Origin of the sequence: Beduinella massiliensis, from assembly GCF_900199405.1 — a bacterium.
In the GTDB taxonomy this organism is placed as follows: Bacteria; Bacillota; Clostridia; order Christensenellales; family Aristaeellaceae; genus Beduinella; species Beduinella massiliensis.
The window spans coordinates 2,851,700-2,864,021 of the sequence record NZ_LT963430.1; the positions used below are offsets into that span (position 1 = coordinate 2,851,700).

Annotated in this window: 13 protein-coding genes; 1 reads left to right on the forward strand and 12 read right to left on the reverse strand. The window is 62.9% G+C overall.

The genetic code is table 11. The annotated features are described in order from the left end of the window. Window positions 1–26: 26 nt before the first annotated feature. The 12 genes from C1725_RS13850 to C1725_RS13905 all read right to left on the reverse strand — a co-directional run bounded on the left by C1725_RS13850 (window position 27) and on the right by C1725_RS13905 (window position 11,792). Window positions 27–983, reverse strand: coding sequence for an NAD(P)H-dependent glycerol-3-phosphate dehydrogenase (locus tag C1725_RS13850; protein WP_102412164.1), 957 nt, complete (start codon window positions 981–983; stop codon window positions 27–29). A gap of 63 nt (window positions 984–1,046) precedes the next feature. Next, on the reverse strand, window positions 1,047–1,847 hold the full coding sequence (locus C1725_RS13855) for a YdcF family protein (RefSeq protein ID WP_102412165.1): 801 nt from the start codon (window positions 1,845–1,847) through the stop codon (window positions 1,047–1,049). A gap of 86 nt (window positions 1,848–1,933) precedes the next feature. Then, window positions 1,934–3,478 (reverse strand): 2,3-bisphosphoglycerate-independent phosphoglycerate mutase, encoded by a 1,545-nt coding sequence (gpmI, locus tag C1725_RS13860; protein ID WP_102412166.1) that lies wholly within the window; start codon window positions 3,476–3,478, stop codon window positions 1,934–1,936. An 85-nt stretch (window positions 3,479–3,563) separates the two neighbouring features. After that, a complete protein-coding gene (tpiA, locus tag C1725_RS13865; RefSeq protein WP_102412167.1) occupies window positions 3,564–4,310 on the reverse strand; it encodes a triose-phosphate isomerase in 747 nt (248 codons plus the stop codon). A gap of 93 nt (window positions 4,311–4,403) precedes the next feature. Beyond that, window positions 4,404–5,591, reverse strand: a complete 1,188-nt coding sequence (locus tag C1725_RS13870) for a phosphoglycerate kinase (protein ID WP_102412168.1) — start codon at window positions 5,589–5,591, stop codon at window positions 4,404–4,406. Window positions 5,592–5,768: 177 nt separating this feature from the next. Then, window positions 5,769–6,797, reverse strand: coding sequence for a sugar-binding domain-containing protein (locus C1725_RS13875; RefSeq protein WP_102412169.1), 1,029 nt, complete (start codon window positions 6,795–6,797; stop codon window positions 5,769–5,771). 125 nt (window positions 6,798–6,922) lie between these two features. Beyond that, window positions 6,923–7,168, reverse strand: a complete 246-nt coding sequence (locus C1725_RS13880) for a pro-sigmaK processing inhibitor BofA family protein (RefSeq protein ID WP_102412170.1) — start codon at window positions 7,166–7,168, stop codon at window positions 6,923–6,925. Next, window positions 7,165–7,437: a hypothetical protein gene (locus tag C1725_RS13885; RefSeq protein WP_102412171.1), complete on the reverse strand. Its 273-nt coding sequence runs from the start codon at window positions 7,435–7,437 to the stop codon at window positions 7,165–7,167. Before C1725_RS13885 ends, C1725_RS13880 begins: the two co-directional genes overlap by 4 nt. Before the next feature lie 158 nt (window positions 7,438–7,595). Beyond that, a complete protein-coding gene (locus tag C1725_RS13890) occupies window positions 7,596–8,645 on the reverse strand; it encodes a phosphodiester glycosidase family protein (RefSeq protein WP_346026683.1) in 1,050 nt (349 codons plus the stop codon). Then, entirely contained in the window at window positions 8,642–9,868 is a 1,227-nt protein-coding gene (locus C1725_RS13895) for a PIG-L deacetylase family protein (protein ID WP_346026684.1), read from the reverse strand. The genes C1725_RS13890 and C1725_RS13895 overlap by 4 nt, the downstream gene beginning before the upstream one ends. A 5-nt stretch (window positions 9,869–9,873) precedes the next feature. Then, window positions 9,874–10,665: a hypothetical protein gene (locus tag C1725_RS13900; RefSeq protein WP_146009255.1), complete on the reverse strand. Its 792-nt coding sequence runs from the start codon at window positions 10,663–10,665 to the stop codon at window positions 9,874–9,876. A 215-nt stretch (window positions 10,666–10,880) separates the two neighbouring features. Next, window positions 10,881–11,792, reverse strand: coding sequence for a hypothetical protein (locus tag C1725_RS13905; protein WP_102412175.1), 912 nt, complete (start codon window positions 11,790–11,792; stop codon window positions 10,881–10,883). A gap of 185 nt (window positions 11,793–11,977) precedes the next feature. Between C1725_RS13905 and C1725_RS13910 the strand changes: the two genes are divergently transcribed. Then, a complete protein-coding gene (locus tag C1725_RS13910) occupies window positions 11,978–12,262 on the forward strand; it encodes a helix-turn-helix domain-containing protein (RefSeq protein WP_102412176.1) in 285 nt (94 codons plus the stop codon). The last annotated feature ends 60 nt before the right edge of the window (window positions 12,263–12,322 follow it).

Consider the following 12,322-nt stretch of genomic DNA (forward strand, 5'->3'; position numbering starts at 1 on the left):
ACGTCATGCCTCCCTGTCTTTTGTCCCTAAAATTCTCTCTTTATGCTCCGCAAGAACAGGCCGTCCAACGTCTCCCTCGGCTCCGCCTGCTCGTACAGTACCTGATAGACCGCGCGGCAGATCGGCAGCTCTACCTCCTTGCGCTGCGAAAGCCTCATAAGCGCCGCCGCCGTGTAGTAGCCTTCCGCCAGCTCGTCGTACGCTTCGCCCTTCACAAACGCCTCGCCGAAGCGCCGGTTATGGCTGTAGGGCGAAAAGACCGTGGCCTCGTAATCGCCCAGATGACAAAGCCCGTAGGCCGAAAGCTCGCTGCCGCCCAGCGACCGGATCAGCCGCGCGATCTCGCGCGTGCCGCGGGCCATCAGCGCCCCCTTGAGCGAGGACAGCCCAAAGCCGTCGAGCATGCCCGCCGCAATGCCGATGACGTTCTTCGCCGCCGCGCCGATCTCGCTCCCGATCAAATCCGTTCCGTAGTAGAAACGAATCAGGCCGCCGGAAAGCGCCGCGACGAGACGCGATTTCACCTCTTCTTTTTCCGCGTCGATGACCATGCAGTTGGGGATGCCGCGCGCGAACTCCTGCACGTGCCCCGGCCCCAGCCACACCGCGACGTCGTTGTGCGCGCCGACGGCCTCCTTTGCAATCTGGGAAAGGCGCAGGCCGCTTTCCACCTCAATGCCCTTCATGCAAAGCACAAACGTCTTTCCCACGGGCCCCAGCGCCCGCACCTGCGCCATCACGCTGCGCAGGGCCTGCGAGGCGACCGAGATGCAGATCAGCTCCGCCGCAAGCGCCCCGGACAGGTCGCTCGTGAACTCGACGCCTTCGTCGAACGTCACCATGCCGTTCGTCCGGGTCTGCACAAGCCTTTGCAGGTGCAAAGAGCCCGCACGCCCGTAAAGCGCGCCCTGATACCCCAGCGAATGCAGATACCAGGCGATAAAGGTGCCCCAGCGCCCACAGCCGATCACCGAGAAGTCCATCCGCCGCCCCCCCTTTTGTCCGTGTGATTATACCATAAGCGCGTGCCGCTGTAAACGTTTCGTTCACGCGTCCTTCGAGGCGTACAGTGGGTTGGCGTCTCGCACCTCGCCCACGCCCTCCCGGCGAAGCGCCTCAAACGACGTGCTGACGTCCTGCGGAATGTCCACGTGGGCGATAAAGTCTTTCCCCTTCGGGCCGTAGCCATTCGCATCGTCCGTAAGTCTCGGAATTTCGCCCAGGAGCAGGCTGGCGTATCGCTCGACGCTCCACATGCCCCAGGGCGCGCGCTCGTAGGCAAGCGAGGCGCCTTGCGCGACGACGCTGACCGCATAGGTAGCAAAGTTTACGATCGTCATGTCCGCATCCGCGTGCCTTCGCATGCCCGCGTCCATGCGCCGCTGCATCGTCGCGTCCTGCGAGAGGATGATGGAGCGCGGATGAAGACCGTTTTCCCGCAGCAGCCGCAGAAGGTACGTCACGTTGTTGCCGCAGTTCGTCGAATCGCATTCCAGCAGGTCGGGCGCAAGTCCGTACCGCTCGCGGAGGTACGCGGAAAACACCTGCGCCTCGGGCAGGCCCTGCGTCTTAACGTCCGGAAAAGCCCCGTGCATCCGATCCCGCAGCGTCTGCGTGGTATGTCCCTCCCCGCCCACGATGACGTATTTCCTGGCGACGCCGCGCTTCATGGCCTCGGCGAGGACGTCGCCGCCGCAAAGAATGCTCCCGCCAAACAGGACCATCACATCCGCCCGGCGCATCCCGTATTTCTGCTGCAAAGCCTCCGGCGTCAGTTTCGGTACGTCCCGCATGCCGAGAAACGCCCCCAGCACGTTGAGACAATTTGCCTTCTGTGCAGGTGTCATGGCTTCTCCTCCTTCAAAAACAAGGAAGACCGCCTCTATTCAAGGCGGCCTTGCTCGTCTGTCAGCGTTCCTTCGGACGATCGGGCTTAGCGATCGATCAGGCTCACGCCGGTCATTTCGGCGGGCTTGTCGACGTGCATCATGTCCAGCAGCGTCGGCGCCAGATCCGCCAGGCGTCCGCCCTCGCGCAGCTTCGCGCCGACAAGCGCGTCGTCCACCACGATGACGGGCACCGGATTGGTCGTATGCGCGGTGAAGGGCTCGCCGGTCACCGGGTCGACCATCTGATCCGCGTTGCCGTGGTCGGCCGTGATGATCGCGCGACCGCCGACGGACTGAATCGCCTCGACGATGCGGCCCACGCAGGTATCCACGGTACGAACCGCCGCCTCCGCCGCCTCCATGACGCCGGTATGGCCCACCATGTCGCAGTTGGCGAAGTTGAGGATCATCACGTCGTACTTGCCCGCCTTGATGAGCTCCACCGCCTTGTCGGTCACCTCGACCGCGCTCATCTCCGGCTTCATGTCGAACGTCGCGATCTTCGGGCTGTCGATCAGCACGCGATCCTCGCCCGGATTCGCCTCCTCGACGCCGCCGTTGAAGAAGAACGTCACGTGCGCGTATTTCTGCGTCTCGGCGATGCGAAGCTGCGTGAGGCCGAGCCTTGACAGGTACTCGCCCAGCGTGTTCGTCAGGTGCACGGGCTTGTTGACGACCGCGATGTTCGTGAACGTCTCGTCGTACTGCGTCATGGAGACGTAGTACACCGGCTTGTAGCCGCCCTTGCGCTCAAAGCCCGCGAAGTCGGGCAGGATGAACGCACGGGTGATCTGGCGCGCGCGATCCGGGCGGAAGTTGAAGCAGACGACGGAATCGCCCGCATCGATCTTGCCGACGGGCTTTCCGCCCTCCACGACGACCGTGGGCTGCACGAATTCGTCCGTTTCGCCCTTGGCGTAGGAAATCTCCACCGCCTCGTGACCGCTCGCGGCCTGAAGTCCCTCGCCGCAGACCATCGCGTCGTACGCGCGCTGCACGCGCTCCCAGATGTTGTCGCGGTCCATCGCGTAAAAGCGTCCCATGACCGTCGCAATCCTGCCCGCGCCGATCTCGCGGCACTTCTGTTCCAGTTCTTTCACGTAGTCGATGCCGGAGGACGGCGGCACGTCGCGGCCGTCGAGGAAGCAATGAACGAACACGTTCTTCACGTCAAAGCGCTTCGCCATCTCCAGCAGCGCGTACAGATGCGTGTTGTGACTGTGGACGCCGCCGTCGGACACGAGCCCCATCAGGTGCAGCGCATGGCCCGGCTCCTTCGCGTTTTCCATGGCCTTCACGAGCTCCGGCTTCTTGAACAGCTCGCCGTCCTGAATGTCCTTGGTGATGCGCGTCAATTCCTGATAAACGATGCGGCCCGCGCCCATGTTGAGGTGGCCGACCTCGCTGTTGCCCATCTGACCGTCCGGCAGGCCGACGTTCATGCCGCTGGCGCCGATCTGCGTGTGCGGATACTTTGCGCTCAGCTCGTCCAGCACAGGCGTGCCCGCCTTGGTGATGGCGTTGTAGGTCGGATCGGGATTGATGCCGAAGCCGTCCATGATGATAATCGCGGAAATGGGTTTTGCCATGATATTCCTCCTGTAACAGTGCGGAGCTGAGGGCCGCGCCCTCAATCTCGCGCTTCAGGGACTTCATTCCCTCAGAAGTCCGTCCTTATTCAAAGTGAACGACCTTGGAAAAGTCCTCCGCCTTCAGCGACGCGCCGCCGATCAGGCCGCCGTCGATTTCGGGCTTCTGCATCAGGCCGTGCGCGTTCTTCGGGTTCATGCTGCCGCCGTACTGGATGCGCACCTTGTCCGCCGCGTCGCCGTAGACGCTGCGGATCGCCGCGCGGATAACGCCGATGGTTTCGTTCGCCTGTTCGTCCGTCGCGGTCAGGCCCGTGCCGATGGCCCATACCGGCTCGTAAGCGATGACGACGTTTTCCACCTCGGCAGCCGTCAGGCCCGTCAGCGCCGTCAGCGTCTGATAGGTTACCAGCGTGTCCGTGTAGCCCGCCTCGCGCTGTTCCTTCTTTTCGCCCACGCAGACGATCGGGATCAGCCCCGCCGCCACCGCGGCGCGCGTGCGCAGGTTCACCGTCTCGTCCGTCTCGCCGAAGTACTGGCGGCGCTCTGAATGGCCGATAATGACGTATTCGCATCCGGACTCCTTGAGCATCGCGGCGGAAAGCTCGCCCGTGTACGCGCCGGACTCCTTCCAGTGCATGTTCTCCGCGCCGAGCTTGACGTTGGTGCCCTTGATGACCTCGTACACCGCCGCAAAGTTGACGGCCGGGGTGCAGACGACCACGTCGCAGTTGGCGTCCGCGACCAGCGGAACGAGCTCCTGCACGAGCTGCTTCGCCTCAGAGGGCGTCTTGTTCATCTTCCAGTTTCCAGCAATAATCGGCTTGCGCATATTTATTTCTCCTTTACGTTATCTTGTCCTGCCTGCGTGCATGTCAAACCCCCGAACGGCCTGTTCATGCCGTCCGGGGATTGAAGGGGTATTTTACTTGTCGTCCAGCGCCGCGACGCCCGGAAGCGTCTTGCCCTCCAGGTATTCGAGGCTCGCGCCGCCGCCGGTGGAAACATGGGTCACCTTCTTGGCGAAGCCCATCTGCTCCACAGCCGCCGCGCTGTCGCCGCCGCCGATGATCGTCACGCCGTCGCACTCGGCCATGGCCTTGGCGATCGCGCGGGTGCCGGTGGCGAAGTTTTCAAACTCGAACACACCCATCGGGCCGTTCCAGACGACGGTCTTCGCGTTGGCGATCTCGTTGGCGAAGATCACCTGGGTCTTCGGGCCGATGTCCATGCCCTCAAAGCCGTCCGGAATCTCCTTGGAGTGCACGGTGATGCGCATCGTGTCGTTGGAGAAGTCGTTGCCCGCTTCGTTGTCGACCGGCAGCAGCAGCTTCACGCCCTTCTGCTTCGCCTTTTCCATCAGCTCCTTGGCCAGCTCCACCTTGTCCTCCTCCAGCAGGGACTTGCCGATCTTGCCGCCCAGCGCTTTTTGGAAGGTGTAGCTCATGCCGCCGCCGATGATCAGGGTATCGACCTTGTCCAGCAGGTTGTTGATGACGCCGATCTTGTCGGAAACCTTCGCGCCGCCCAGGATCGCGACGAACGGACGGTCCGGATTCTCCAGCGCCTTGCCCATGATGGCCAGCTCCTTGCCGATCAGGAAGCCCGCGACCGCCGGGTGCAGCAGATGCGCCACGCCCTCGGTGGAGGCATGCGCGCGGTGCGCGGTGCCGAAAGCGTCGTTCACGTATACCTCGGCCAGGGACGCGAGCTGCTTTGCAAACTCCGGATCGTTCTTCTCCTCTTCCTTGTGGAAGCGAACGTTTTCGAGCATCATCACGTCGCCGTCCTTGAGCTCGGAAGCGAGCTTTTGGGCATCCTCGCCGACGACGTCCTTCGCCAGCTTGACTTCCTTGCCCAGCAGCTGCGTAAGGCGCGCCGCGACAGGCGCGAGGGAGTACTTCATGTTGAACTCACCCTTCGGACGGCCCAGGTGAGAGCAGAGGATGACCTTCGCGCCGTGGTCGATCAGGTACTGAATCGTCGGCAGCGCGCCCTTGATGCGGTTTTCATCGGTGATGTTTTTGTTGGCGTCCAGCGGGACGTTGAAGTCACAGCGGACGAGCACTTTCTTGCCGGAAACCTGGATGTCTTCGATCGTCTTCTTGGCCATGATTACACTCCTCCATTTTTCATGCCGCAGCACGATGGTACATTATGGTTGCAGACGCTAAGGCATCTGTGTCCATTCTTCTTCCATTTTATCACGCGCCGGGGGGTCTTGTCGAGCCCTTTCCGGCGGCGAACCAGTTAAAAAAATATCAATTAGAATGGGTCAGCCTGGCCACTGTCAATCCGCCAGCAGGGCAAGCATGCGTTTGGCCGCGCCCTCGTCCGTCACCAGCAGTTCGTGCGGGTGTCCGCGCATGACGGCGATAATCGCCTCCGCCTTGCTGGAGCCCGCCGCCACGGCGATCATCGCGCGGATATGCGACAGCGACTCCAGACTCACGCCGATGTTCGCCGCCGCGTAGACCACCTCGCCCTGGGCGTTGAAGAAGTAGCCGTACGCCTCGGCGACCCCGCCGCGCCTGAACATCTCCGCCGCCTCCGCCTCGCTGAGGCGGCGATGGTGCGCCAGGTCGTCCGCACGCCCGACGCCGTGGAGCAGCACGTCGGCCCTCTCGATGATTTCCAGCACCTCCCGCACCTCCGGCAGTTCCATCACGGCCTGCAGCGCCCGTCCGTCCACGCGGTCCGGGATGTGCAGCAGCCGGTTGTGGCCGCCCAGATGCTGAGCGATCAGCGCGGCCAGGGTGCCCGCCTGTGTCTCCACGGCTCGTCCATTTCCGCCGCGCGCGGGCACGACGAGCACGTCCAGCGGCGCGCAGACCGGCAGGTTCCGCGCGACCTGGGCGATGGTCGTGCCGCCCGTGACCGCGAGAACGGCCCCGTCCCGCAGCAGCCCGCGCAGCCTCTGCCCGGCCGCGATGCCCACCTCCGTGGTAACGTATTCGTCCTCGTCCGCGTCGCCCGGCACGACCACCACGCGCGACACGCCGAGCCGCCTGGAAAGCGATGCCTCCAGCATCGACAGCGCACGGATTCCGTGGCTGATCTCGCGCGCTGCGGGCAACACGCCCTGTGCCGAAGGCGTCAGCGTCATGCCGGCTGCGTCCAACTCGACGAAACCCGCCTCCCTCAGCGCCGCCGCCTGGGCCCGCACCTCGCGTTCCGGCAGGTTCAGGCGCGAGGCAAGCGCACGCCTGCCGATCGGCTGCAGCGCGCCAATCCGCTCCAGCACCAGCGCCCGCACGCCCATCTGCTGCCACAGGTCCGGCGCGAGCCGCGCGACCGTATCCATCATCTCTACATCCATCTGTAACTGCGCACCTCTTTGCGAAGTCGCGCGGGCATTATTTGTCCCGCTTGCCAATTTTCGTCCCACTCGTTAGTATACCATAGGCTTCCAAAAGGGCACAAGCGGAAAAACGCACAAAAAGACTACAGGAAGCTGAACGCGGCGAGCAGCAGCGCCCCCGGCACGCCCAGCACGGCGCTCACAGCCACCGTGAGCAGATTGAGCCCGACGGCCAACCCCGCTGCCCGCCCGATAAACAGCGCCGCGACCCCCGCCAGGCCGTACACGAGCCGCCTCCAGCCGCGTGCGCCGACCAGCATCCGTCCCGCGGCGAACAGCGCCGCCATCCCCAGCCCAAAGGTCAGCGTCCATACGATTGAAACGTTCATTTGATCTCCTCCATACTCCTTTGCGCAACCTCCGCTTCGGGCGCTTCGCGCGTCGCGTCCATCTCCCGCCAAAGCCGCGTGTAATAGGCGTGGCGCCGCCGCGCGGCCTCTGCCTGCAATGCGAGCATTTCCAGCGCCTCCCGGTCGAGCGTCCAATCCATCGCGTCCTCGGCCTCCCGCTCGTCCTCCGCCGCGCGCCGTGCGGCTTCCCACAGCGCTTCCGCTTCGCCCGCGGGGCGCAGCCCGAACAAATCGAGAAAATCCCGCATCTCTCCCGCCTCCACTTCCCGTATATGCCATTGTATCGCCGCCCCGCCGGATGCATGACACAAATGCGTCCGCAGGCGAGCGCTTTTCCGGCTTTCGTTTCGCCGCAGCGAAAAAAGAACCGCGGCAGGCTCCCATTGCCCCTGCCGCGGTCCCTCTGTTACCTTTCGTCCGGCACGATGCGGTCCGAACGGCCGATTCCCATGATTTCCGTCGTCGTCCGCGCGTTCGTCTTTCCCCCGTCGTACTTGCCGATGCGCGTGATTTGCCTGCCCATGAAGACCATGACCGCGGTCTGTCCGCCGTCCAGGTTGAGCGCCTGCTTGCAGCCCGCCGCCTTCATGTGCTCTGCCAGGAACATGACGGTGACGCCGACGCTGACGTTACGAATACGCCCCTCGCCCAGAATTGCAAAATAGTGTCCCGGCTCCACCATGCCGACCGCGCAGCGCGGCTGCTGGCTCGTGAGGTTGGCCTCCCTCTCCGCGAGCGCCGGATTGATCTCCCCATCCCGAACGAGGTAGGGGCCGAAGGAAAACACGTCCACCGCGCCGCGCGCGAGGTATTCCGCAGCCGTGAGTTCGTCCGAATGGTAAACGCCCCAGCTGCCGTCCTCGTACATCGCCAGGGTATCCAGATTGGGAAACTTGCTGCGGTTAGCGGGCGGCACGCGGTCAAAAAACACGCTGCCTCCGCGAATCACCATGCCGACGATCGCCTTGCGGCCCATCCGATAGGTGTAGTAGTCCGTATTCATGGCGAAGACGACCTGATTCTCCCGGGCGATCAGCGCCGCCTGCACGTGCTTTTTCTGCGGCTTTTCCGGATCGTAGAGCACGGAGCCGAAACGCTCCTGCCGCGTGTCGCAGAAGACCTGCGCCTCGTACCAGGTAATCACCGCCTCCGGATCAAAAATGCGGTCGATGCGCACGACGAGCGAAGGAGAAGCGTAGAACCAGACGCCCGCCTCGTCGTCCTCAAACACAGTTTCACCCCGGAGTGGATGCCCCTGTGCATCCAGCTCCGGCGCGAAAACGGGCCATTCCACCTTTGCCGCGGGCTTTGCATAAAGCGAAGACGCCTCCGCCGGCGTCGCCTCCATGGCGCTTGACGCGGGAACCGCCCGCTCGCAAAGCGCCGCGCACGGCGCGATCAACGAAAACGCGAGCGCCAGCGCGGCAATGCGCCGCCTGCATTCCGTCTGTTTCACCCTGCCTCGCCTCCTATGCCGCTTTCGCAATCCTCGATATGCTCGAAGAAATCGTCCTTCTCCTCGTCCGGCCCTACGCGCGAATACGCAAGCCCGAAGCGCGCGCAGCTCGTCCTTCCCTCGTCCGTCACCTCGAACTCCGTCCGCTGCTGGGTGACGTGCATCCGGTATGCCTCCTGGGCGACCTCCAGCCCCGTCCTGCCGCCAAACGCCGCCAACGGCTTTCGCCAGTCCATCTCGACGGTGTTTTCCCCATAGAGGTGCAGGTAAAGCTTCTTGACCTCCCATACGCCGAAGCGCTCCGCCAGTTCGGGCAAGACCGCAGCGTCGCCCGCCCGCTCTACACAGTAGCGCGCCGCGTCCGCGCAGAGTTTGTGCGCGCCGTGCCCGTATTCGCCGTTCACGTCGTGGGTGAGCACGACGTCGGGTTTATAGCGCCTGATGAGCTCCATCACGAAAGCGCGCGTATCCGTCTTGCGCCAGCGCGCGTAAGCGTCCTCCAGCTCGCGCGTATACGTATCGTAAAACGTCCCGATGACCGGGTACTGCCGAACGCCCATCTGCCACAGCGCGTTGAGCAATTCGCTCCGGCGCGTGGTGTTGGAGTACGTCATGTACGCGACCACCACGTCTTTCCCCCGCTCGGCCGCATAGGTCGGAATCGCGCCGCCGAAGAAGAGGATTTCGTCGTCGGGATGCGCGGCAAGCACCAGCAGGTCGGCCTTCTCCGGTGCCGGCTGCCACCGCTGCACCCAGTCCGGGAGCCGGCCCGCCGTAAAGACGAAAATCTCGTTAAGCTTCAGGGCGGCCTTCTTGCCGCTCGTGTCGATCAGGCGAAGGCGTCCTTTCCCGTCGAGCTCGACGACGACGTGGTGGTACGCCTGCCCGCCTTCGTACAGCGTGCGCCAGGCGCCGTCCGCGCCTTCTGCCTGCGCCTCTACCGCCCAGGATTTCGGTAGGTCGGCAAAACAGATGTACAGGTACGCTGCCTCCCGCCCTTCGGGCAAGGTGATCTCAAGGGAAGCGCCCCGTTCCTCACCGCTCTTCCAGAATGTCGTATAATCGCGGTCATACAGGCGCCCCGCGCCGTTTTTGCTGCTTCCCGCGAATTCACATTGCGCCGTGATGTCCTCCGCGGGCGTCTCGGCCAGCGCCCCCTCCGCCAGAGCCACGCCCAGCAGGAGGAAGAGGTACAGGAAAGAGGCGCGTATTCTCTTCGTCATTCCCATCACCTGTCAAATGCGTAGGGAAACTCATAGCTTCCATCCCCGCTGATGGGTTCAAGGCCCGAAAGCTTCAGGCGCACTGCCGGGCGGCAGCCTTCGTTCATGACCACGCAGCGGATGTAGCCGATCTTGCCGCCCACCTTCGTGCAGCGTGTGCCGTACCGAAAGGACGTAGACTGCGTGCGCGTCCAGTAAGGGCTGGAGCCGTTGCCGTAAAGAAAGAGCCCGTTCGCCAGCGCATAAGGCGTTCCGCAGGCCCGGCGCGCCCTCTCCGTCCCGAAGCCGTATGCCGGGTTGTTCAAATCGTCCGACGCGGGCAGGAAGATCATGCCGAGAGCCTCGTCTTCCTCCAGCATCGACCGCTCCAGCGGCGTGAAGGCCTCGTCCTTAAAGCACGTTTCCGCGATGTGCACACGCCCCAGACGCTGTTTTTGCAGCAGCGCCTCCCGCTCCGCATCAGGCAGCGGGTCCCCCACAAAAGGGCCGTTGAGCAGCCCGAACAGCTCCGTCTGATTCCACGCGCCGCCCGAGGCAGCGTAGGCGTCGTCATCCGGGTGCACCCGGTTGTTGAACAGAATGTACTCGCTCAGAAGATACGCTTCTCCCCGCTCCGCGCTGAGCACGCGCCATAGAATGGGACGCTCCGTTCCGTCCGCGTCCTGGCTGAAGCTGCCCAGCTCCACGTACTGATACCCGTCCTCGCGGTCGTACCCGCGCAGCGCAAAGCCCGCCAAACAGTCAAGGGGAGTCAGCAGGCACATGAGCACCACGACCGCGTACCATAGCCTCCTCATCCTCACAACACGCTCCTTTTTCTGGGTTTTATCAAATGTTTTCCAAATTTACGCTCTATCATAAGCAGAATCAGGTCAAAAGTAAAGAGATTTTTCATTTTTTATGAAATGTGCCTGCCTCCATCGGCATGTATCGCCGGTTTTTTGCCGCTTCGTATACAAAAAACGCCCGCTCAGCAAGACAGGCGTTTTCTTCTGTAAATCGGATTCCCGGATTATTCAAAGCGAAAGCAGACGTCCCTTGGATCTGCTTGATAGTGCTTATAGGCATTATGGCAGGCCCGTGCCCGCGACCGCGCATCGTCCGGGGACACCCGCGGAAGGTAGACGTAGATAAAACCTTCCGCCCGCTCGCCCCGCCGCGTCCTGATACCGCCCTGAACAATGCCGTAATCGACCAGCACGGCAGTTCCGGCAGCCTCCACACAGCCGTCGATGCGGCCCTCATTTTCAATCGTCACGGCTGCGTAATCCCCTCGATAGTGGTTCGCCCGGCAGATCACGTCGCCCGCAATCACCGCTTCCTGCGCATTGCTCAGCGTCACGCCGCCCTCGCTGCCGGAGGCGGAAAGGTATACCCCCTCCTCGACCAGCCCGGTATTGGCAAAGCGCATCCACGCATCCCGGCCGCGCAGGGAAAGCCGGCCGATCCTGCCGGGGTTTACGACGTTGACCTGCGCGCCCGGGCCGCCTGAGGCATTCACGGTTCCCATCACGCCGCCGTAGCACCTGAGAAAGGCCGTCTCCTCGCTCTCCATCGAAACATCGCCCTGAACGAAAGCGTTGTGCCGGATCGTCACGTCCGCTTCCCCGCGAATCGCCAGCGCGGTCTTGCCCTCCTCGCCCTCCGGCGAGGGCAGCATCGCCGCGTTATCGATGTAGAACGTCCCCTGATCGATCGAGAGCCCGTATAGGCGCACAGGCTCGTCCGACACGCCCTGCAATGTGATTTCCGCCCCGTGCGCGTTTCGCAGCACCTCGGTCATTTCCAGATCCTCGCTCAGCTCGATGACCGTATTTTTGTCCGCCTCTTCGATCTGCCTGAGCACTTCCTGCGCATTCTGCGCCCGCGCGAAAAGGGGCAGCGCCATCAGCAGCGCCAGGGAAGCCAGCACTCTCATCCGCATATTCCGCACGCCCCTCCTCCATACCGATGCGTTCTTTTTCTGTAAACTGGGCAGAAAACCCTTTTTTCTGCGTCTTCTTTCCGCATTCTATCACGGTTTTGGGGAGATTGTCAATTTTTAATATCATTTTTGATAATGCTATATCATTCGTAATTGGGTATGCTGAGCGCAGAGAGGTGAACAGCATGATCGCAGAGCGCATTGCGGCGCTGCGCCGGCAGAGCGGTTTGACCCAGTCCCAGCTCGCCAAGCGCCTCGGCATCTCGCGCAGCGCAGTCAACGCCTGGGAAATGGGGATTTCCTGTCCGTCGGTTCTCTATCTCATGGAACTGGCGGACATTTTTCACGTGACGACGGATTACATCCTCTGCCGCGAGGTCGGCGCGGTGCTCGTCATGGAGGGCCTTGCGCCGGACGAGCAGGAAATCCTCATACGGATGGCGGATTGTCTGAAGCGCAAAAAAATGTGAATGCCCAGCTTCTTTTGGGCATGGTTTTCCATCGCGCAAAAGGGCGCGGGCGGCAAGCTT